The following is a 20,831-nucleotide window of genomic DNA, read 5'->3' as shown; positions in this document are numbered from 1 at the left end:
CTTGGCAAGGGGGTAATTAGTCGTCCTGCCCCTTGGTGACTTCCGCCGCGATTTCCTCGGGCAGGGCGGGGCGCGCCGGCACCGCATAACCATCGCCGAACCATTGCGCGAGGTCGCGGTCGCGGCAGCGGGTCGAACAGAACGGCGTGTGCTCCTCGCTGCGCGGCTTGCGGCAGATCGGGCAGGGGCGGGGCTTACTCGTCATGCGGCACGATCTGGGCGGTGGCGGCCTCGATCGCAAGCCCGGGATCGGTCTCTATCCGCAAAGGGCGCGCGGTGCGGCGTTCGAGTTCGGCGATCCATTCGGGCTTGAGCCTGGCCTTGAGCGCCGGGTGGATGGCCAGCAGCGTCACGCCCGGCCCGTCGACCAACTCCGCGCGGCGCAGCGCCATGCGCGCCGCAGCACCCACGCGCGCAGAGGCGAAGCGGTGGAGCAGCGAGGGCCCCGTCAGCCGCGCGACGATATGGACGAAGCCGAAGCCGTTCATTGCGGTGCGTTCATGCGGCCAGCCCGCCAGCGCGGCGTCGAGCGCGGTATCGACCGCCTTGCGGTCGGCTTTGGCGGCCAGCGTGGGAAAATCGATCCCGATCGAACCGCCGAGGTCGAACAGGCGCAGCCAGCGCGCAATCGCGGGGATCGCGGCAAGCGCGAGGTCGCGCGGCGCCAGATCGCCATCGATATCGATCAGCGTCATCGCGGGTGTCACGCTGAACAGCAGTGCGCCGCCTGTGAACGCGACCTCGCCCGCGGCGGCGGCATGCCAGATCTCGTCCCACTCGCCCCCGGGCAGGCGGCGGACCGCAACGCCCAGCACGAAGACATTGTCGCGCGGCGGCGGTGCGTCGGCCTCGCTCTCGATAACGCGGCCCTGCGCGCGCTTGAAGCGCCCGCGCTCGGCAATCGCGGCGCGGGTTATGCGCAGGGTCAGCGCGCTGCCCTCGGTCGCCCGGGGCGGAATGCGGTCGATGAGGATTTCGGTGCCATTCGCCATCCGCGCGAGCCCGCGTGCACCCCCGGCGGGCTTCGACACCAGTTGCGCCAGCGCGGTGCTGTCGACCGGGAGATCGCCTGGCCAGTGCAATTTCGCGGCCACCACCTCTTCGCCGTGGATCAGCAATGCGCGGCTTTCGCCGATCCCGTGTTCGACCAGCCATTCGGGCCCGTCGCTGCCAGGCCCGCGGCTGTCAGACAATCTGGAACCCTGCGGATTTGAGCAGCGCGCGCGTTTCGTAAAGCGGCAGTCCGACAACCCCCGAATGGCTGCCCTGGATGCGCGAGATCAGCCCTTCGGCCAGGCCCTGGATGGCATAGCCCCCGGCCTTGCCCTCCCATTCGCCGCTGGCGAGATAGGCGTCGATCTCCTCGTCGGAGAGGCGCTTGAACAGGACCGTGGTCTCGCACAGCCGTTCGCGCATATGGCCATCGGGCGCGCGCAGCGCGATCGCCGACAGCACACGGTGACGGCGGCCCGAAAGCAGTTCGAGGCATTTCCGCGCGGTCGCGGCATCCTCCGCCTTGGGCAGGATGCGGCGCCCGGCGGCGACCACCGTATCGCCGGCCAGCACGAAGCCGTCCTCCGAGGCGGCGGCCTGCGCCTTCTCGCGCGCCATGCGGATGGCATAGTCGCGCGGGCGTTCGCCGGCAGCGGGCGTTTCGTCGATATCGGCGGGATTGATCGCAGCCGGCTCCACGCCGAGGCGCGCGATGAGTTCGCGCCTGCGGGGGCTGGCCGATGCGAGGATGAGTGTGGGCTGGCCCACGTGCCGTTACTGCGGGCCGGGGCCGCCGCGACCGGGCATAAAGCGGTAGGTGATGCGCGCCTTGGTCAGGTCGTAGGGCGTGAGTTCGCAGAGCACTTCGTCGCCCACCAGCACGCGGATACGGTTCTTGCGCATCTTGCCGGCCGTATGGCCGAGCACTTCATGGCCGTTCTCGAGCTCGACGCGGAACATCGCATTGGGCAGCAGTTCAACCACCTTGCCGCGCATTTCGAGAAGTTCTTCTTTCGCCATGTAGGTCTTCGTATCCGTTCGATTGTGCAATATGAGCGGCGGCCTTTAGCGGTGACGGGGGGAAAAGGGAAGCCTCGCTGCATCCAAGTGCCATCGACGGAACGTATATCCTATTCGTTCAGCGACAAACCGATACGGAAACCCCGCTTGCCTGTCGGCATTCATCGTCGCAATAGCCTGCCACACGGGGGCGGTTGGATAATTTAAGACGGAAGGCCCTGCGCTTGAAATCCCTATCATTTGTCGCAACTTCGCTCTTCGCACTTGGCTGGGCCTCGGCGGTCCACGCCCAGGATACCGGCCAGGCGGCCGAGCCCGCGCCCGAGGTCAATGAAGACGTGCTGTCCGCACCCGGGACGATCGTCGTCACCGGCGCGCGCATCCGTGGGCAGCTGATCGTCGACCAGCCACCCGTGGCCGAATATGACAGCGAGGATATCGCGGCGTTCGGCGGCAGCTCGATCGCCGATATCATCGCCGCGATCGAACCCGCGACGGGCAGCGCGCGCGGCGGGCGCGGCAGCGGCCGGCCGGTGTTCCTGATCAACGGCATCCGCGTATCCAGCTTCCGCGAATTCCGTTCCTATCCGCCCGAAAGCATCGCCAAGATCGAGGTTTTTGCCGAGGAAGTGGCGCAGCGCTTCGGCTATTCGCCCGACCAGCGCGTGGTCAATATCGTGCTGCAGGAAAGCTATTCCTCAATCACTGCGGAAGTCGAGGCCGAGGCCCCCGCGCGCGGCGGCTATTGGCGCAACGAGCAGGAGATCGGCTACCTCTCGATCAATGACGGCGCGCGGATCAACCTCAATCTCGAGGTCGAAGACGTCAGCCTGCTGACCGAGGACGAGCGCGACCTGGTGACCGCTTCGTCGATCCCCGGTGTCGCCGATGAAGCCCCGTTCCGCAGCCTCGTCTCGGACAGCTACGGCGTCGAGGCGACGGCGAACTATGCCAAGGCCTTCATCGACAACGGTTCCTCGATCAGCCTCAACCTGACTGGCTCGCGCGAGGAAAGCATCGGCCTGTCGGGCCTGCGCCAGGTCGACGGCGTGCTCGAACCGATCGAACGGCGCAACCGCACCGATACGCTGTCGACCGCGGCCAGCTACACCCAGCCGGTCGGCGACTTCCAACTGACCGCTACCTTCGACGGCGGCCGCACCAAGACGCGCAGCGAAGTCGATCGCAGCGCCGCTGCGGGCTACGATATTTCGCGCTCGACCACGTGGAATGCGACCAATCTGGTGACGCTGCGCGGCATCGCGGTCGAAATTCCGGCGGGCGAGATCGCGACCACCTTCGATGTGGGTTACGACTGGCAGCGGATCGAGAGCGATGACACGCGTACCGCCTTCGATACGCAGCTGACGCGCGGCGATCTGTCGGGCGGCGTCAATATCGTCGTCCCGCTTACCAGCCGCCGTACCGGCTTCCTCGATGCCGTGGGCGACATCTCGGTTTCCGGGCAGGCGGGCATCAACCACCTGTCGGACTTCGGCACGCTGCAGGACTGGAGCCTGGGCGTGAACTGGTCGCCATTCGAAAACCTCAACCTGCAGGCGACGCGGATCTGGCGCGAAGTCGCCCCCGGGCTGAGCGCGCTGGGCTCGCCGCGAATCGACGAGGCCAACGTCTCGGTGTTCGATTTCGCCACCGGGCAGGATGTGCTGGCCACGGTGATCACCGGCGGCAATCCCGACCTGCGTGCCGAAACGCAGTCCGACTGGAAATTCGGCGCGAACTGGGAATTGCCCTTCTGGGAAGGCACGCGGTTGCAGGCCGATTATGCAATCAACCGCTCGCGCGATGTCACGCTGTCCTCGCCCGCGTTCACCTCGGCTTTCGAACAGGCCTTTCCCGATCGCGTGACGCGCAATGGGGCGGGTGAATTGCTGGCGATCGACCGCAGCCCGGTGACGCTGTACGAAACGCGCAGCCGTACGCTCAGCTTCGGTCTGTCGACCCGCGGCAGCTTCGGCGGTTCGGATAGCGACGAAAGCAGCCGCGGCGGTTCGCCAGCGGCTGGTCGCAGTGCCGGGCGACCCGGTGGCGGCGCAGGCGGTTCGCGCTTCGATCCTGCGGCCTTTGCTGCGATGCGCGAAAAACTGTGCGCCGCACCCACTACCGGCACACCCGACCTGTCGCAGCTGCCCGAGGGGATGCGGGCCCGCCTGCTCGACGAGAATGGCGAGCCCGATCCGGCGCGTGTCGAAATGCTCCGCCAGCGGCTGTGCAGCGCCGAGGGCGAGGCCGATATCGGCCGCTTTGCCGAGCTGCGCACCGCGCTGTGCGCCGAACCGCCGCAGCTTGACCAGCTGCCGCCGCAGATGCTCGAACGGCTGCGCGGCGAAGATGGCGAGATCGATCCCGAGCGGCTCAAGGCCTTCCGCGAGCGCACGTGTGCCGCCGATGGCGCGGGTGGTCCGCCGCAGGGCGAAAGCCAGCAGCGCGGCGGCGGGATGAACCCCTTCGCCCGGCGTGGCGGCTCGGGCGGGCGCTATTTCGTCAACCTCAATCACACCATCGCGCTCGAAAACGAAGTGACGCTGGCGGCTGGCGGACCGGTGTTCGACCAACTCGACGGCTTCGTGCTGGGTAGCGGCGCGATCCCCGAGCACACCTCGCGGCTCGAAGCCGGGATGTTCATCGATGGGTATGGCGTGCGCCTGTCGGGCAATTACCTCGGCGAAGCGGAACTGCGCGGTAGCGGCCTGCCCGGATCGAGCGATCTGTTCTTCGGCGACCTGGTAACCTTCGACCTGCGCCTGTTCGCCGATCTCGGGGAAATCCTCGAACGCGACGAGGGCTTCCTCAAGGGCTTCCGCGTCGCTTTTGTGCTCGACAATGTGTTCGACGGACAGCGCCGCGTGGTCGATGCTAGCGGGCTTGTCCCCGAAGCCTATGACCCGCGCCGGATCGACCCGGTCGGGCGCTATATCGGCGTCGATCTGCGCAAGATGTTCTAGCGGCAGGGGGCGGCGCGCGAAATTACAGCGCGTCGCCCGCCGCGACCCCGCTCGCCCAGGCCCACTGGAAATTGTAGCCGCCCAGCCAACCGGTCACATCGACCGCCTCGCCAATGGCATAGAGGCCGGGGATACGCTTGGCGGCCATCGTCTTCGATGACAGTTCGGCGGTCGAGATGCCGCCGACGGTAACCTCGGCCTTGGCAAAGCCCTCGGTGCCATTGGGGCGGAATTCCCACCGCTTGAGCCGTTCGCCCGCGGCGCGCAGCGCCTTGTCGGGCAGATTGCCCAGCTCGCCTTCGAGCGCGAGCTTGTCGGTCAGAATATCCGCCAGCCGAGCGGGGAAGGCGTCGCGCAATTGCGCACGCAGGCCCGCGCGCGGGTTGGCGCGCTTGGCGTCGAGCAGCCAGGCCGCGTCGCGCTGCGGCAGGAAGTCCACGAACAGGGGTTCGCCCGGCCGCCAGTAGGAACTGGCCTGCAGGATCGCCGGGCCGGATAGCCCGCGATGCGTGAACAGCGCGGCTTCGGCAAAGCTGGCCTTATCGGCCGATACGACGACCGGTGCAGACACGCCCGAAATATCGCGGAACAGCACTTCCTCGCCGCCCAGCGTCAGCGGGACCAGCGCGGGGCGCGGCTCGACCAGCTTGAGGCCGAACTGCCGCGCAAGATCATAAGCGAAGCCGGTCGCGCCCATCTTGGGGATCGACGGCCCGCCGGTGGCGATCACCAACGAAGGAGCGGAAAAGGTGCCCGATTGCGTGGTGACGGTGAACCCGTCGCCCTGTTCGACCTGCGTGACCTCCTCGTCGCAGCGGATCTCGACACCGCCCTTGGCGCATTCTTCGAGCAGCATGGCAACGATCTGTTTGGCCGAGCCATCGCAGAACAATTGGCCGAGCGTCTTTTCATGCCAGGCAATGCCGTAGCTTTTGACCAGTTCGAGGAAGTCCTGCGCGGTGTAGCGTGCGAGTGCCGATTTGGCGAAATGCGGGTTGGCGGACAGGTAATTGGCCGGACCCGCGCCGATGTTGGCAAAATTGCAGCGCCCGCCGCCCGAGATGAGGATCTTCTTCCCCGGCGCGCTCGCGCGTTCGAGCACCAGCACGCGGCGCCCGCGCTGCCCCGCACGCGCCGCGCACATCAGGCCCGCAGCCCCGGCGCCCAGGACGATCGCATCGAAGCCATGTTCCATGCGAAGCGCCCTAGCCGCGCGGGGGCGGTGTGCAAGCCTTTAGGGCTGTGCGACGGTCACCAGCTTGCCCAGCGTGTCCCACTCAGGCCGCGGCGACCAGTTGCGGTTGCTGCCGAGATAGGAGTGGTCGTCATTTTCGAGCAGGCCGATGATCGTCTCGGCGACGATGGTTGCGCCAACCGGGCCGAGCGCTTCGCCTTCCTTGGTGCTGCCGTCGCTTTCCGCGCGTCCGATCACCTCGGCTTCGGCAAGGATCCACAGCCACAGCGGGACGCCGTGTTCGGATAGCGCGCCATCGACCGCGTCGGACAGCTTGGCGATCCGTTTCTTCACCTTGGCGGTCCATTTCGGATCGCAGCCGATCGCTTCGGCCACCTTCTCGCCGCCGGGCAGCAGGAAGGCATTGCCGCGCAGCAGGTTGCGCGTCGCGAGCGAGTTTTCGGCATTGGTGATGAACGGCAATTGCAGCAGGTCCCCCGCCAACAGCAGGTCGAGCTTTTGCGCGCGTTCGACCTGGCGGTTGGCCGGGGTGAACAGCAATTCGTGCCAGTCGACCACGCCATCGGGCGTACCCAGCGCATCGAAACCGCCTCCCAGGATCGCGCCGAACAGTTCGAGCGGCGACTTGCCCTTCTGCACCTGGATTTTCATCGGGATCATCGAATGGCCGAAGCGATAGGCAGCCACTGAAAATTCGATCGGGATGAAAGGTGTGTCGCCGCAATAATGCGCGCGGCCGCAGCCGAGGATACGCTCGACGACCGGGCGGCCGCACATGGCGGCGAGGAAATCGTTCACCACCGCCCACTGGTAATGCCAGGTGGTTTCCTCGCGGGCGTGTTCGTACAGTTCCTCGCCCTCGAAGCCGTCTTCCGCATGCAGCGTGTCGCAAACGTGGTTGTGGAAGCGGATGATCGCCAGTTGCAGCTGGCTGATGATGCGGTTCTCGTCATTGCGCGGATCGCCGATCATCGCGCGGCCGTTGGGGCTACGCAGCAGATCGTGGTCGCGCTCGCCCGCCTGGCCGGGATTGTCGCTCCCGGTCAGCAGCTTGGCGCCCGCGAACGCGCCCGCCTGTTCGTAGAGATAGGGCTGCGCTTCGGGCCCGACGCCATAGACGCAGTCGAGGTCGAGCGTGGGCGTGCGGACATTGGCGATCTCGCCCGGATCGTCGACCACGCTGTCGAAGGTGGTGCTCGCGTCGAGCGTGATGTCGTGATCGACGAACTGGCCGAAGAAAACCATGCCGACGGGGACGGTATCGGTCCGGTCGTTCTTGGATTTTCCATCCATCGGCCCGCCCTTGCGGCCGATCGCCTCGAGCGTGTGGATGGGGATGTAGGCGGGGCTGAGCTTGGGGAACAACCGTCCGAAGCGATCGTCGCGCTGGTGGCCGGGCTGGTGCCCGCGCCGGCAATAGGCGCTCATTCCTTCGAGGGGCTTCATTCCGTGATGTTCATGGCCGGACATTGGCGGTCTCCTGTTTGCTATGTTTTGCAGACGCGACCGTACGCCGCCATAATCGACGGTTCTCATTGACTCATTCCGACTCGAGTGAGCGGACAATGTCTTTGAAAAGATCGGAAGAATTGTAGAATTGCGCCGCCCACTACAGGGCGGTAGCGGCGCGTTTATCGCCAAGTATATCTAATCAACGCATTTTTCGTCTTTTAGAAGCGATCAGGCGATCACTGTAATAGATGTATTGTATTATAGGGGCGCCCGGCGTGTCGCCGCCAGCCGCGCTAAGCCTCGTCGATCGGGTACTCGGGCTTTTGCCGCGCCGCGATGACATACAGCAGCGTGCCTGCGACGATAAACCCGCCGAGCACCAGCCACGCCTGCGCCTGCGCCTGGGCGGCGATAAACAGCGAGCTGCCCACCGCGAAGATCACGCAGAACAGATGGAACGGGACGATCCGCCCCTCGCGGTGTTCGAGCACGGGCAGCGCGCAGCTGGTCACGATATAGGTCACCAGCCGCACCAGCGTCCCCGCGATCGCCAGTACTTCGAAGCCTTCCCACAGGCCGAACAGCATCGCCACCACGCCGTAGAACAGGATCGCGTTGAACGGGGTGAGGAAGCGCGGGTGGACATATTCGAACCACCGCGGGAGCATGCCGCGCTCGGCCATGCCGTACATCAGCCGCGGCTGCGCCACGCCGCTGGCGAAATTGTTCGCCCCGATGCTGAAGCTGGCCGCGACGACGATCGCGAGTGACCCGATCTGCCCCATCGAGGCACCCGCGACGCCCGCCAGCGCATTGTCCTCGCCCGCGAACTCGGGGCCGATCGCGATGAAGGCCCAGATGATCGCCATGTAGAGCAGCGTCACCCCGCTCACCATGGTCACGATCGACAGCGGTACGTCGCGCTTGGGATGCTTGAACTCGCCCGCCGCCTCGACCACGCCCTCGAAGCCGATGAAGGCATAGAAGGTCAGCAGGATGACCGTTTCGACCTGGCTGAACTGCGGCAGCGTCACTGCCCCCATCTCGCCGCCCGCGAAGAATGCCGAGAGGATCAGCGCGCCCAGCGGCAGCAGCTTGATCGCGGTCATCACGCCCAACGCGCCGACCGAGGCGCGCATCCCGTAGAGATTGATCGCGGTGATCAGCGCCAGCCCCACCGCCACCGCGACGGGCGAAGCGACCGGCCCCGCCAGTTCGGGGAACAGCGCGGCGAGATAGGCGACCATCACATGCATGTTGGCTGCCGCGGTCACGATCGCGCTGGCATAGCGCGCCCAGCCGGCCTGGAAGCCGACGAAGCGTCCGAAGGCGGCCTCGCCATAAAGCACCGATCCGCCGCTATGCTCGAACCGCGTGGCCATCCAGGCGTAGCACAGCGCCAGCGGCAGGAAGAGGATCCCGCCGACCAGCATCATCCACGGGGCGAAGTTGCCCACTGCCGCCACCAGCACTGCGGGTAGCGCGAAAATCCCCGCGCCGATCATCCCGTTGAGCGGGAACAGCGAGGTGCCCCAGAAGCCGACCGTGCGCGGCGGTGCAATTTTGGTTGGGTCCATCGCCCGGGGGATGGCGGCAAAACCGGCTTTGCACAAGCCGATGCGGCGCACTATCTCCCTTTGCATGTCGCGCACGAAAGCCGGTTCCCCGCATGATCCGAGAGGCAAGGAGCGGTTCCACGAGGACCGCGCCACCAAGACCGTGGCCGGTGCGCAGCCCGATCTGGAAGCCGGCATTGCCGCGATCCGCGAAACGGTGAAGACGCTCAAGCCGCGCCCGGGCGTCTACCGGATGCTCGATGCGCGCGGCGATGTGCTCTATGTCGGCAAGGCGCGCAGCCTCAAGGCGCGGGTCGCCAATTACACGCAGATCAAGGGCCTCACCAACCGCATCCAGCGGATGATCAGCCAATGCCGCGCGATGGAAATCGTGGTCACCAATTCGGAGGCCGAAGCGCTCCTGCTCGAAGCGCAGCTGATCAAGCGCTACCGCCCGCCGTTCAACGTGCTGTTGCGCGACGACAAGAGCTTCCCCTTCATCCTGCTGCGCGCCGACCACGCCTTCCCGCGGATCACCAAGCATCGCGGCGCGCGCAAGGCCAAGGGCAATTACTACGGCCCCTTCGCCAGCGCAGGCAGCGTCAACAAGACGCTCAACGCGCTGCAGAAACTGTTCCTGCTGCGCAGCTGCACCGACAGCTTCTTCAACAATCGCGACCGGCCCTGCCTGCTCTACCAGATCAAGCGCTGCAGCGCGCCCTGCGTCGGCCGTATCGACGAGCCGGGGTATGAGAAACTGGTGCGCGAGGCGAAGGACTTCCTCGGCGGCAAGTCGAGCGCGGTGCAGCAGGATCTGGAAAAACAGATGGCGAAGGCGGCTGAGGAGCTCGATTTCGAGACCGCCGCGATCCTGCGCGACCGGCTGCGCGCGGCGACCTTCATCCAGGGCAGCCAGGCGATCAATGCGCAGGGCGTGGGCGATGCCGATGTCTTCGCGCTGGCCGCCAAGGGCGGGCAGGTCGGGGTGCAGGCCTTCTTCATCCGCGGCGGGCAGAACTGGGGCCACCGCACCTTCTATCCGCGCAATACGGGCGAGCTCGAGAAGGAAGAGGTGCTGTCCGACGTATTGCTGCAATTCTACGAGGAAGTGCCGCCGCCGCGCACCATCCTCGTCGACCGCGCCTTGCCCGAACAGGACCTCGTTGCCGAGGCGCTGGCGGAAAAGGCGGGGCACGGCGTGGCGATCTCGATTCCGCAACGCGGCACGCGGCGCAAGCTGATGCAGCAGGCCAGCCGCAACGCGGTCGAGGCGCTCGAGCGGCGGCTGGCCGAGACCGGGACCAAGGCGAAGGTGCTGCGCGAGCTCACCGAATTCCTCGAACTGGAAGAGGTCCCGCAGCGGATCGAGGTCTACGACAACAGCCATATCCAGGGCGACAAGGCGCTGGGCGCAATGGTCGTCGCCAGCCCCGAGGGCTTCGAGAAGGGCCAGTACCGCAAGTTCAACATCAAGACCGCGCAGACCAATGACGATTTCGCCATGATGCGCGAGGTGATGGAACGCCGCTTCCGCAAGCTGGCCGAGAGCGGGCGCGATCTCGACGCGCGCACCGAGGGCAAGGGGCACGAGGCGATCTGGCCCGATCTGGTGCTGATCGATGGCGGCAAGGGGCAGATGTCGAGCGTTCGCGACACGCTGGAGGAAATGGGGATCGAGGACGTCCCGCTGATCGCCATCGCCAAGGGCCCGCATCACGGGCGCGAGGGGCGCGAGGTGTTCCATTTCCCCGACGGGCGCGAAAAGACGCTGCCGGTCAATTCGCCGCTGCTGTTCTATCTCCAGACGCTGCGCGACGAAGTCCACCGCTACGCCATCGGCGCCCACCGCGCCAAACGCAGCCGCGCGATCACCGCCTCACCGCTCGACGAAATCCCGGGTATCGGCCCCTCGCGCAAACGCGCGCTGCTGCTGCATTTCGGCACCGCGGGGAAGGTAAGGGCCGCGGCGCTGGACGACCTGAAACGCGCGCCGGGCATCAGCGCGGGCGTGGCGCAGCAGGTGTATGATTTCTACCACGCGGGCGGGTGAGGGCTGGCTGGCCGCAAGCGACCCCATTTCAGTCATCAACGTACCGAGATGAAGCTCACGTTATGTTTGGGAAGTCTATTTCGACATTCGCGAATGAATGCGAGAGATTAAGCAGGATTTAGTATCTATGCGTTAAAAGTAACCGTCGAATTTCAGGCATCAATGCGACGTTGCATCGATGAGGATATCACAAATGCGAATTCTCTCGAGAGTGCCGGTTTCAGTGCTCGCTTTTCCCATTGTCGCGATACTCTATGGCTTGCAAATGATACCGCTTATCGGTGTGGTTTTGATGGTGTTAGGCGCCCCGCTTTGGACGGGCGCGCTACTCAATCTAGGTATGCTCGGATTGGCACTTGAAACTCCTGTTCGCCGCTTTGGGGTGCCGGTAGCTCGAACTTCTCTCATGTGGCTCTTAATACCCTTCGCATATTTTGGTTGGTATTTTTCAATTGCGTATAGCGACCACAGAGCCCTGCAAAATTTACGTTCCCAATTCGATGTCACGAATGCCTCTGTCTCGATCCCTTTTGATCAGGACCGGCATGCATTAGTCTTTAAGGGCGGTGCAAATTCCTACAATGGAACTCTCACACAGGATTTTGGCCTTCATGTAGCTTATGCCGAAAAGGAAAATATAACCCAAGGGTATCTCTCAACGCGCCTCCTCGAAAGGGAGATGTGTGACGAAATTCGTGGAGACCCTGTGATGCGCTCTGCCTTTATTCATGTCTACGGTTTTCACGATGGCGAACCACTAGGTCGGAGACGACTAGCATCTCGTCATTGTTCTTTGACAATGCCGGACAAACCATCAAAGCCGATTGTTGAGATAAACTCAATACTAGCAGAAACTTCAGTTGAAGGCCTTCCTGTCAAACTAGTCGAAAATCGGGTCCTAATGCCTGACGGGAACGAATTTGTTCTGAAAGGCGGTACAGCTGCGCCATTCCCATGGTTCCCAAGGCCCATTTTAGGTTGCGTACTCAATTCAGGTGCCCCCAGTTGGGACTGCTTTAAAGGTTTTTCTCGCGATAGCTTCACCCCGATAGTATCTACCCAGGCACGTTATGGCGCCGATGTGCGAGTTCTGGCCATTGCGCTCGGTCTTGCACACACAGCTCCAGATGAGCGTAGGGCAACGGGTTCTGAGGAAGTTCAAAATAGGATGCAGCAGGCGATCAAATTGCAGCTGGAGCGCGACATTGTGGATGTGCGAGAAGCGATAGCTGATCCCACATTGCAATTGACAGTCCATTCAATAAAGGTCCTTCAGCTGAGCCCCGATGAACTACTATCCTTGGCTCCAAGTATTGTAGAAGGAATAAAGCGGGCAGGACAAGTATTGGAAAATCCCTATCGCAACCGAGAAACTGGAAAGACTTTAGCAGTGCTATTTGGCAAACTACCTATCGAAGTTCAGGAAACGTACTCAGATGATATAGAATCGCTATATAGAAAAGTTGATGAAGCAAACGATGGGCGTCACTGGCTCTATCAAGCGGGCGCACTCCTGAGATTTCGCGAATCTGCATGAAAGCTCGGCCGAGAGGCCAAATAGTTCGGCGAAATTCGGGTCGATAACCCATCGGTTCAAAAGACCGCTTCCCATCCCAACTCAGTCATCCCAGCGAAAGCTGGGATCGCTCGCCACACGCTGTTAGCTTTCGGGGTGCATGAGTGGATGGGTCTACATCATGAGCAACCGCAAGGATGGCGTGCTCTATATTGGCGTGACCGCCGACCTCTCGCAACGGATCATGCAACATCGGGAGGGGAAGGGCTCGGCCTTCTGCCGTCGATACGGGCTGACGCGGCTCGTCTATGCCGAAGAGCATGACAGCATCGAGGACCGGATCGCGCGCGAGAAGGCGATGAAGGCGTGGAAGCGTGCGTGGAAGATCGAATTGATCGAGGCTGCGAATCCTGGGTGGGACGATTTGTTCGGCGTGGTTCTTTGATTGCGGCCGATCCCAGCTTTCGCTGGGATGACGTCGTGGGGCTGGGATGACGTTCGTAGTGGTAGGACTTTCCTACATGCCCTATCCTGTGCCTTACCCTCGCGGATGAAGCACTATCCTCCGCGCGCCGCTCGCCCCCGCAGGCCCTCCATCACTATCCCGCCGTTCCACGCCGTCCCGCTGCGTCATCGCGCCGATGGGTGGACGCCCGTGCGGCAGGCGGAGTTCATCGGACATCTCGCCGCGACGCGCTCGGTCGCGGCGGCGGCGCGCGGCGTTTCGATGGCGCGCGAGACCGCCTATCGCCTGCGCGCGCGGCCCGGGGCGCAAGGCTTTGCGGCGGCGTGGGACGTGGCGCTGGCGCGGCCGCGTTCGGAGGCCGGGCGGGCGCGGCTCGAGGCGGCGCTGGAGGCTGCGCGCGCGGCGCGAGAGGCACACCGGAAGGTCACGATCCCCGAGCTCGAATGGCGGGTGGCGAGCGGTATCTGGCAGGTCATGCTGCGCGGCGGGCGCTATGTCGGCGTGGTCCGCAAGCCCGATGAAACCGCGCTTCTTGCGCTGCTGTCGCGCACGCGGGCGGCCGCAGAGCGGGCATGATGCACTGCAAAAGTCACGCTTTTCGGGCGCGCGGTTCGCGGTCCATGCCAGCGCACGGTTTGATCTCGATCAAGGAGCCGTGCCGGATAGCTGCTATACTGGCCGCATCACGCGGGGAATCGGCCCGTTGGCCATCCTGCAAACTGGGAGACGAGCCATGAAGACGATCCTGTTCAACGCCGCCGGGGATGACGGCTTTCCCGGACGGCTCGACGCCGTGCTTGGTCTGGCGCGGCGGTTCGATGCGCATCTCACGCTGCTGCACGCGATCCCCTATGAAGCGGTGGGCGTGCTCGATTTCCAGGGCGCCGCCTTTGCCGCGATGGTGCCGATCTGGCGCGAGGAGGCAGCACGGCTGCGCGAGACGACGCTGGCCGATCTCGCCAATGAGGGCGTGTCGTGGAACTGGGTCGATGCGGGCGGCCCGGCTGCGCTGGCGCTGCTGCGCGAATCCGCGCTGAACGACCTGGTGGTGGTGAGCGCGCGCGATCAGTCGGCAGGCCCGGATACGCCGTCCTTCACCGCGGGCGAGCTGGCGCTGTCGGCGTCCTGCCCGGTGCTGGTGCTGCCCGAGACCTGCACGCGGATCGACCCCGAAGCGCCTGCGCTGGTCGCGTGGGACGGATCGGCCGAAGCCTCGCACGCGCTCAAGGCGGCGGTGCCGTTGCTCAAGCTGTCGAGCGCGGTCTATCTCGCAACGGTCAAGGAATCCGCGAAACCGGCGAAAGCGGCGAAGGAGCCCGACCTGCCGCCAGTTGCGGGGGCGGACTACCTCTCGCGCCACGGCATCTCGTGCGAGATGATCGAGGTCGCGCCGCATGACGAGGGCGTTGCCGCCGCGCTGCAGGCCGAGGCCGCCACGCGCAAGGCGGGGCTGCTCGTCATGGGCGCCTATGGCCATACGCGCCTGACCGAACGCGTGTTCGGCGGCGTGACGCGCAGGATGCTCACCGGAGTGCGCATCCCGCTATTGCTTACGCATTGACGCTGGGCCGGGGGGCCGGATCAGTCCTTGCGCGGACCGCCCGGCTTGCCCTTGGGTTTGAACTTGGGCTTGCCCGCGAAGGGCTTGCCGCCACCGGGTTTGCCGCCGCCAGGCTTGCCGCGCTTGAACGGCGGCTTGCCACCGGGGCCCTTGCCGGGACCACCCGGACCGCCGGGACCCTTGCCTGCGGGACGCGCGTGGATCTTGCCCGCGCCGCCACCGCCGCCGTGCTTGCGGCGGTTCTCGCGCGCTTCGATACGCGGGCCCTCGGGGGCTTCCTCGATCGCGATTGCATCCTGCTCGTCCTCGGGCGAGGCGGTGCGCTGCACGGCATCGGCGAACTTGCCCGCCACCGCGCGCGGCACCTGGAACCAGCTTTCGGTCTGGCCGATGCGGATCGCGCCGATCTCGTTGCGGGTGATGTGGCCGCGGCGGCAGATCAGCGGCAGGATCCAGCGCGGTTCGGCGTTCTGGCGCCGGCCGATGTCGATGCGGAACCAGGTCACGTCCTCGAAGCCGGGACGGTGGCGCTCGGCCTTGGCCTTCTCATGCGCTTCGGGGGTGTTGGCGATCAGCTCCTCGGGCTCGGGCATCTTCGCCCGGTGTGCCTGGACCAGCGCGGCGGCGATGTCCTCGGGCGTCATGCGCGCCATTAGCTCGGCGGCCGTCTCGCGATCGGACTCGTCGATCTCGCGCGGTTCGGTGAGCTTCTCGATGAGGCGCGTGTGGTCCTTCTTGCGGATCGCCTCGGGGGTGGGGGCGTCCATCCACTGGGCCTCGATGCGGGCCCCGCGGAGCATGCCTTCGACCCGGCGGCGGCGATTGTAGGGCACGATGATCGCAGCGGTGCCCTTCTTGCCTGCGCGTCCGGTGCGGCCCGAGCGGTGCTGGAGCGTTTCGGCATCGCGCGGGATCTCGACATGGATCACCAGGCTGAGCGTGGGCAGGTCGATCCCGCGCGCGGCGACATCGGTCGCCACGCAGACGCGGGCGCGTCGGTCGCGCAGCGCCTGCAGCGCCTGGTTGCGCTCGGACTGCGAATGCTCGCCCGACAGCGCGACAACGCCGAAGCCGCGGTTCTGCAGCGTGGAGTGGAGGCGGCGCACGCTTTCGCGCGTGGCGCAGAAACAGATCGCGGTTTCCGCTTCGTGGAAGCGCAGCATGTTGACCACCGCGTTCTCGATTTCGGACGGGCCGACGGTGATCCCCTGATAGGTGATGTCGCCATGCCCGCGCGTCTCGCCGGCAAGCGAGAGGCGCAGTGCGTTACGCTGGTAGCGTTCGGCCAGCCGTTCGATCGGGCGCGGCATGGTGGCGGAGAACAGCAGCGTGCGGCGCGTATCGGGAGTCGCGTCGAGGATTTCCTCGAGATCTTCGCGGAAGCCCATGTCGAGCATTTCGTCGGCCTCGTCGAGCACCACGCCGACCAGTCCCGAGAGGTCGAGCGCGCCGCGTTCGAGGTGGTCGCGCAGCCGTCCGGGCGTGCCGACGACGATCGCGGGCCCACCGCGCAGCGCGCGGCGTTCCTTGCTCGCATCCATCCCGCCAACGCAGGTGGCAATGCGCAGGCCTGCACCGGCATAAAGCCAGCCAAGCTCGCGGCTGACCTGCAGCGCGAGCTCGCGGGTGGGCGCGATGGCCAGCACCAGCGGCTTTTCGGACAGCGGCATGTTGCCGGTTTCGCCCAGCAGTTCGGGTGCCAGCGCGAGACCGAAGGCAACGGTCTTGCCGCTGCCGGTCTGCGCGGAGACGATCAGGTCGCGGCCGGCCGCATCGGGGGCGATGACGGCGGCCTGGACCGGGGTGGGGGCTGCATAGCCGCGGGCGGCCAGCGCTTCGCCGAGAACCGGCGGGAGAGTTTCGAAAGACATAGGACTCGATAGAACGGAGGCATCGCGGGATGCGACGCGAGGAGGAGGGGGAGGTGTAGCAATGCGCCCGGCTGGCGCGGATAAGGGGTGCGTCGGCGGGTTTTGCACCTGCACGCTCGGGACCGCCTATAGCGTATCCGAGCCGGTTTGGCTTGCGATATTTTGCAGGTGCGAAATCAGCGCTCGCAAACGCCGATCTGGCGGCCGGTCCGGATGTTACAGTTGCGGGTCACAAACGGCTCGATTGTCTTGCAGATTTCTTCGTCCGGCAATGATCCGGTCAACCAGCGCTCATATTGCGCCTTCATCTTACCTGGAGGGCAATTCATGAAAATCAGAACCACGCTGTTCGCCGGAGCCGCGATTGCGGCGCTGTCGCTTCCCGCCGTTGCGCATGCCGGCGAAGTCGCCGGCACCGTGTCCGATGCCAGCGATACCATCGCTTTGCGCAGCGCGCAGATCCGCATCGTCGAGCTCGACCGCGTGGCGACGTCCGAGCGCGATGGCTCATTCCTCTTCGCCGATGTCCCGGCGGGTGAATACACGCTGGAAATCAGCTATGTCGGGGCCGAAACCGTCACCCGCATGGTCAGCGTTCCCGCCACCGGCGCGGTGCGCGCGGACATCGCGATGTCCGGCTTCGGTGATAACGAGATCCTCGTCATCGGCCAGGCGGCGAACCTGTCGAGCGCGCTGTCGCGCAAGAAGGAAGCCGACGGTGTCTCCGACGTGCTGACCCGCGATGCGATCGGCCAGTTCCCCGACCAGAACGTCGCCGAAAGCCTGCGCCGCCTGCCCGGCGTCAATGTCCTCAACGACCAGGGCGAAGGACGCTTCGTTTCGGTGCGCGGGCTTGCACCCGACCTCGTGTCCTCCTCGCTCAACGGCGTGCGCCTGCCATCACCCGAAGCCGATGTGCGCTCGGTCGCGCTCGACGTGATCTCCTCCGACATCATCGAATCGATCGAAGTGAAGAAGTCGCTCACTCCCGATATGGATGCCGATACGATCGGCGCCTCGGTCGAGATCGAGACGACCAGCGCCTTCGACCGCAAGAAGCGCCTGCTGACCGCCAAGATCGAGGGCAGCTATAACGATTACGCCGACCAGATCAGTCCGAAGGGGAGCCTCGATTTCGCCACCCGCGTAGGCGACAATTTCGGCATTTCGGGCGGGGTCAGCTATTACAAGCGCACCTTCGAAACCGACAATATCGAGGCCGATGGCTGGGAAGAGGACGATGGCGTCATCTATGCCGAAGACCTCGAATATCGCGACTATGATGTCGAGCGCGAGCGGATCAGTGCGACGCTGGGCTTCGATGTCCGCGCGGGCGACAGCACCGAGCTGTATGTTCGCGGCGTGTACAGCCAGTTCGACGACCAGGAGAGCCGCCGCCGCCTGATCTTCGATCTCGGCGATGCGATCGTCTCGGGTTCGGGCAGCACGGTCAACTACAGCGATACCGATCCCGATCCGGACGAGGACGCCGCGATCACTGTCGAACGCGACATCAAGGACCGTTTCGAAAGCCAGAAGATCCGCTCGCTCGTCTTCGGCGGCGAAAGCGACTGGGGTGCATGGTTCGCCAATTACTCGGCCAGCTGGGCGAAATCGAGCGAGCTCGAAAACGGCAGCCTCGACCCGATCTCGTTCGAGCGCGAATATGAAGAAGAAGGCTTCGGCGTGGGGCTGGACTTCAGCGATCCGCGTATCCCGCTCTATACCGCCACCGATCCGAGTGGTGATTTCAGCGATCCTGGAGCATTCGAACTCAACGACGTGGAATTCGTCACGCTCTCCGATTCGCAGGACGAGGAATGGTCGGCGAAATTCGACATTGGCCGCCGCTTTGCCGCCGACAATGGCGAATTCACCGTGCAGGTCGGGTTCAAGGGCCGCTGGCGCGACAAGACTTATGATGCGGATGTCGCATTCTACGAAAACGACGCGATGACGCTGAACGACGCGCTGGGTGAGGGCCAGACCTATCGCCTGGCCGACATCTCGCCGGTTGCGGGCTTCACCGCGGGGTCGGACTTCTTCCGCGCGAACTTCGGCGATTTCGAATTGCAGGAAGCCGACAGCGCCTATGACAGCGCGGTCGAGGATTTCGCGGTCGATGAAGACATCATGGCCGGATATCTGCTCGGTCGCTGGGAAAGCGCGGACCTGCGCGTGGTCTATGGCCTGCGTTACGAGCACACCGACAACACGCTGGCAGGCAACAATGTCCTGCTGGTCGAGGAAGACGGAACGCTGCCCGATGGCTCGATCGCGGGTGACGATACCGTACTCGTTTCGCCCATTTCGATCGACAAGAGCTACGACCACTGGCTCCCGAGCCTCAATGTGCGGTACGAAGCGCAGACCGACCTCGTCCTGCGTGCGGGCTTTTTCCGCTCGATCGTGCGTCCCACGCCGTTCCAGCAGGCACCGCATTTCGCAGTCGAGGAAGCCGATGACGGCGAGCGCGAAGGCGAGTTCGGCAATCCCGCGCTGCTGCCGACCGAGGCATGGAACTTCGATGCGGCGGTCGAATATTACATGAGCTCGAACGGCGCATTGTTCGCCTCGGTCTTCTACAAGAGCCTCGACAACTTCATTGTCGATGTGAACACGGATGTCGCGGGCAGTTTCCGCGGTCTCGCATTCGATGAAGCGACCATCGCCCGCAATGGCGACGAGGCCGACATCTTCGGTATCGAGCTGGGCTTTGCGCAGGCGTTCGCCGGCGCGCTCGACGGTGTCGTGGTGCAGGCGAACTACACCTACACCGATGCCGAGGGTACGGTCACCACGCTGGCCAGCGAAGGGCCGCGCTCGATTGCGCTGCCCGCCACTGCCAAGCATACCGCCAACTTCTCGGTCGGTTACGACAAGGGGCCCATCGATATCCGCCTGTCGGGCACCTATCGCGACAAATATCTCGACGAGCTCGCCGATACGGCGGATCTCGACCGCTATGTCGACGACCACTTCCAGCTCGACCTGTCGGCCAAGCTGCGGGTCACCGACAACGTGCAGGTGTTCTACGAATGGGTGAACATCAACAACGCGAAATATTTCGCTTACAACACCTTCGGCAGCCAGCGTAACCTCTACCAATACGAGGAATACAACTGGACCATGAAGGGTGGCTTGAGGGTGACGTTCTGATGCGCGGTGAATTCCAGATTTTCGCACTTGCCAGCCTCGGGATCGCCGCCGCCTGCGCGACGATCCCGGCCGTCGGCGATCCCGCCGTGCCGGTCTTCGCAGTGGCGGAGACCGTGCCGGTGGTCACCACCAACGAGGACGCCGCCGACGATCCGGCGATCTGGCGCAATGCGGCATCGCCCGCCGACAGCCTGATCGTCGCGACCGACAAGAAGGCGGGGCTGTATGTCTATGGCCTCGACGGCAAGGTGAAGAGCTTCAGCGAGCATCCCGCGCTCAACAATGTCGACCTCGTCGACATGGGCGAGACGGGCGTGATCGTCTTCGCCAGCGATCGCAGCGATCTCGCCAGCGCCAGGATCGTGCTTTACCGTCTCGACACGGCGAAGGGCGCGCTCACCGAACTGGCCCGCCTGGCCACGGGTCCGGGCGAAGCCTACGGCATCTGCGGCACACGCCGCGATGACAAGCTGGTGGTCTACACCGCGCCCAAGAGCGGGCGGATCGGCGAGTGGGAAATCGCCCTGGGCGATACTCCCCGCGCGCGCGAACTGCGCACCATGCAGGTCCGCTCGCAGCCCGAGGGCTGCGCGGTCGATCATCGTAGCGGCATGCTCTACATCGGCGAGGAAGCGGGCGGCGTCTGGCGGTTCGCCCCCGGCACGGTCACGGGCGAGCTGGTTGCCGCGGTCGATGGGCGCAAGCTCGTCGCCGATCTTGAGGGGCTGGCCCTCGTGCCCGAGGGCAGTTCTGGCGGCTGGCTCTATGCCTCGAGCCAGGGTGACAACACCTACATGCGCTACGCGCTGCCCGACATGACCCCGGCAGGACGGTTCCGGATCGCCGAGGGCCGCTTCGGCAGCACCGAGGAAACCGACGGGATCGAAGCCATGCGCGGCGATTTCGGTCCGAACTTCCCCGGCGGCCTGTTCATCGCGCAGGACGGGATCAACGACGGCAAGGCGCAGAACTTCAAGCTGGTCCCGCTGGGCGCGATCGAGGAGGCGCTGGCGGCGGAGTAGGGCG

The 20,831-nt window shown here is 64.9% G+C and carries 17 protein-coding genes; 8 read left to right on the top strand and 9 right to left on the bottom strand.

Translation table 11 applies throughout. The features are described from left to right. Positions 1-16: 16 nt before the first annotated feature. The 4 genes from yacG to infA are packed head-to-tail and all read right to left on the bottom strand — an operon-like array spanning position 17 to position 2,013. Positions 17-205: a DNA gyrase inhibitor YacG gene (gene yacG, locus J2S32_RS05350; RefSeq protein WP_253517537.1), complete on the bottom strand. Its 189-nt coding sequence runs from the start codon at positions 203-205 to the stop codon at positions 17-19. Then, on the bottom strand, positions 195-1,193 hold the full coding sequence (locus J2S32_RS05345; RefSeq protein WP_253517534.1) for a ribonuclease E/G: 999 nt from the start codon (positions 1,191-1,193) through the stop codon (positions 195-197). Before J2S32_RS05345 ends, yacG begins: the two co-directional genes overlap by 11 nt. After that, positions 1,186-1,761 (bottom strand): Maf family protein, encoded by a 576-nt coding sequence (locus tag J2S32_RS05340; protein ID WP_253517531.1) that lies wholly within the window; start codon positions 1,759-1,761, stop codon positions 1,186-1,188. Before J2S32_RS05340 ends, J2S32_RS05345 begins: the two co-directional genes overlap by 8 nt. A gap of 6 nt (positions 1,762-1,767) precedes the next feature. After that, positions 1,768-2,013 carry a translation initiation factor IF-1 gene (infA, locus tag J2S32_RS05335; protein WP_047806247.1) on the bottom strand — a complete coding sequence of 82 codons (246 nt, stop codon included), beginning with the start codon at positions 2,011-2,013 and terminating at the stop codon, positions 1,768-1,770. Positions 2,014-2,237: 224 nt separating this feature from the next. On the opposite strand from infA, the gene J2S32_RS05330 reads away from it, so the two are divergent. Further along, positions 2,238-4,979, top strand: a complete 2,742-nt coding sequence (locus tag J2S32_RS05330) for a hypothetical protein (protein ID WP_253517512.1) — start codon at positions 2,238-2,240, stop codon at positions 4,977-4,979. Between the two features lie 22 nt (positions 4,980-5,001). On the opposite strand, the gene J2S32_RS05325 is transcribed toward J2S32_RS05330, so the two are convergent. The 3 genes from J2S32_RS05325 to J2S32_RS05315 all read right to left on the bottom strand — a co-directional run bounded on the left by J2S32_RS05325 (position 5,002) and on the right by J2S32_RS05315 (position 9,203). Then, positions 5,002-6,174 (bottom strand): NAD(P)/FAD-dependent oxidoreductase, encoded by a 1,173-nt coding sequence (locus J2S32_RS05325; protein ID WP_253517509.1) that lies wholly within the window; start codon positions 6,172-6,174, stop codon positions 5,002-5,004. A gap of 39 nt (positions 6,175-6,213) precedes the next feature. Beyond that, entirely contained in the window at positions 6,214-7,644 is a 1,431-nt protein-coding gene (locus J2S32_RS05320; RefSeq protein ID WP_253517506.1) for a peroxidase family protein, read from the bottom strand. A gap of 275 nt (positions 7,645-7,919) precedes the next feature. Further along, on the bottom strand, positions 7,920-9,203 hold the full coding sequence (locus J2S32_RS05315) for an APC family permease (RefSeq protein WP_253517503.1): 1,284 nt from the start codon (positions 9,201-9,203) through the stop codon (positions 7,920-7,922). A 64-nt stretch (positions 9,204-9,267) separates the two neighbouring features. Between J2S32_RS05315 and uvrC the strand changes: the two genes are divergently transcribed. From uvrC to J2S32_RS05290, 5 genes are all read left to right on the top strand, one after another. Then, the gene (gene uvrC / locus J2S32_RS05310; RefSeq protein ID WP_253517501.1) at positions 9,268-11,232 is read left to right on the top strand and encodes an excinuclease ABC subunit UvrC; all 1,965 of its coding nucleotides are present in this window, start codon (positions 9,268-9,270) and stop codon (positions 11,230-11,232) included. Between the two features lie 193 nt (positions 11,233-11,425). Continuing rightward, a complete protein-coding gene (locus J2S32_RS05305) occupies positions 11,426-12,769 on the top strand; it encodes a hypothetical protein (protein ID WP_253517498.1) in 1,344 nt (447 codons plus the stop codon). Between the two features lie 139 nt (positions 12,770-12,908). Next, a complete protein-coding gene (locus tag J2S32_RS05300; protein ID WP_253517495.1) occupies positions 12,909-13,193 on the top strand; it encodes a GIY-YIG nuclease family protein in 285 nt (94 codons plus the stop codon). A 105-nt stretch (positions 13,194-13,298) separates the two neighbouring features. After that, entirely contained in the window at positions 13,299-13,790 is a 492-nt protein-coding gene (locus J2S32_RS05295; protein ID WP_253517491.1) for a hypothetical protein, read from the top strand. Positions 13,791-13,947: 157 nt separating this feature from the next. Beyond that, on the top strand, positions 13,948-14,775 hold the full coding sequence (locus J2S32_RS05290; protein ID WP_253517486.1) for a universal stress protein: 828 nt from the start codon (positions 13,948-13,950) through the stop codon (positions 14,773-14,775). 20 nt (positions 14,776-14,795) lie between these two features. Here the strand turns inward: J2S32_RS05290 and J2S32_RS05285 are convergent, their stop codons facing one another. Further along, positions 14,796-16,646: a DEAD/DEAH box helicase gene (locus tag J2S32_RS05285; protein WP_253517483.1), complete on the bottom strand. Its 1,851-nt coding sequence runs from the start codon at positions 16,644-16,646 to the stop codon at positions 14,796-14,798. A 176-nt stretch (positions 16,647-16,822) separates the two neighbouring features. Then, entirely contained in the window at positions 16,823-16,954 is a 132-nt protein-coding gene (locus tag J2S32_RS15690; RefSeq protein ID WP_301298619.1) for a hypothetical protein, read from the bottom strand. A gap of 19 nt (positions 16,955-16,973) precedes the next feature. Between J2S32_RS15690 and J2S32_RS05280 the strand changes: the two genes are divergently transcribed. Continuing rightward, positions 16,974-19,805, top strand: coding sequence for a TonB-dependent receptor (locus J2S32_RS05280; protein WP_253517480.1), 2,832 nt, complete (start codon positions 16,974-16,976; stop codon positions 19,803-19,805). Further along, positions 19,805-20,827, top strand: a complete 1,023-nt coding sequence (locus J2S32_RS05275) for a phytase (protein ID WP_253517477.1) — start codon at positions 19,805-19,807, stop codon at positions 20,825-20,827. Before J2S32_RS05280 ends, J2S32_RS05275 begins: the two co-directional genes overlap by 1 nt. Positions 20,828-20,831: the final 4 nt, after the last annotated feature.

This window comes from Qipengyuania citrea, from assembly GCF_024171405.1.
Taxonomy (GTDB): domain Bacteria; phylum Pseudomonadota; class Alphaproteobacteria; order Sphingomonadales; family Sphingomonadaceae; genus Qipengyuania; species Qipengyuania profunda.
This window is presented reverse-complemented; position numbering and strand designations above follow the sequence as displayed.

Bases quoted from the DNA above. Each gene is read 5' to 3' on its own strand.
- yacG (WP_253517537.1), bottom strand. From the start codon at position 205: ATGACGAGTAAGCCCCGCCCCTGCCCGATCTGCCGCAAGCCGCGCAGC.
- infA (WP_047806247.1), bottom strand. From the start codon at position 2,013: ATGGCGAAAGAAGAACTTCTCGAAATGCGCGGCAAGGTGGTTGAACTG.
- J2S32_RS05325 (WP_253517509.1), bottom strand. From the start codon at position 6,174: ATGGAACATGGCTTCGATGCGATCGTCCTGGGCGCCGGGGCTGCGGGC.
- J2S32_RS05320 (WP_253517506.1), bottom strand. From the start codon at position 7,644: ATGTCCGGCCATGAACATCACGGAATGAAGCCCCTCGAAGGAATGAGC.
- J2S32_RS05315 (WP_253517503.1), bottom strand. From the start codon at position 9,203: ATGGACCCAACCAAAATTGCACCGCCGCGCACGGTCGGCTTCTGGGGC.
- uvrC (WP_253517501.1), top strand. From the start codon at position 9,268: ATGTCGCGCACGAAAGCCGGTTCCCCGCATGATCCGAGAGGCAAGGAG.
- J2S32_RS05305 (WP_253517498.1), top strand. From the start codon at position 11,426: ATGCGAATTCTCTCGAGAGTGCCGGTTTCAGTGCTCGCTTTTCCCATT.
- J2S32_RS05300 (WP_253517495.1), top strand. From the start codon at position 12,909: ATGAGTGGATGGGTCTACATCATGAGCAACCGCAAGGATGGCGTGCTC.
- J2S32_RS05295 (WP_253517491.1), top strand. From the start codon at position 13,299: ATGAAGCACTATCCTCCGCGCGCCGCTCGCCCCCGCAGGCCCTCCATC.
- J2S32_RS05290 (WP_253517486.1), top strand. From the start codon at position 13,948: ATGAAGACGATCCTGTTCAACGCCGCCGGGGATGACGGCTTTCCCGGA.
- J2S32_RS05285 (WP_253517483.1), bottom strand. From the start codon at position 16,646: ATGTCTTTCGAAACTCTCCCGCCGGTTCTCGGCGAAGCGCTGGCCGCC.
- J2S32_RS15690 (WP_301298619.1), bottom strand. From the start codon at position 16,954: ATGAAGGCGCAATATGAGCGCTGGTTGACCGGATCATTGCCGGACGAA.
- J2S32_RS05280 (WP_253517480.1), top strand. From the start codon at position 16,974: ATGAAAATCAGAACCACGCTGTTCGCCGGAGCCGCGATTGCGGCGCTG.
- J2S32_RS05275 (WP_253517477.1), top strand. From the start codon at position 19,805: ATGCGCGGTGAATTCCAGATTTTCGCACTTGCCAGCCTCGGGATCGCC.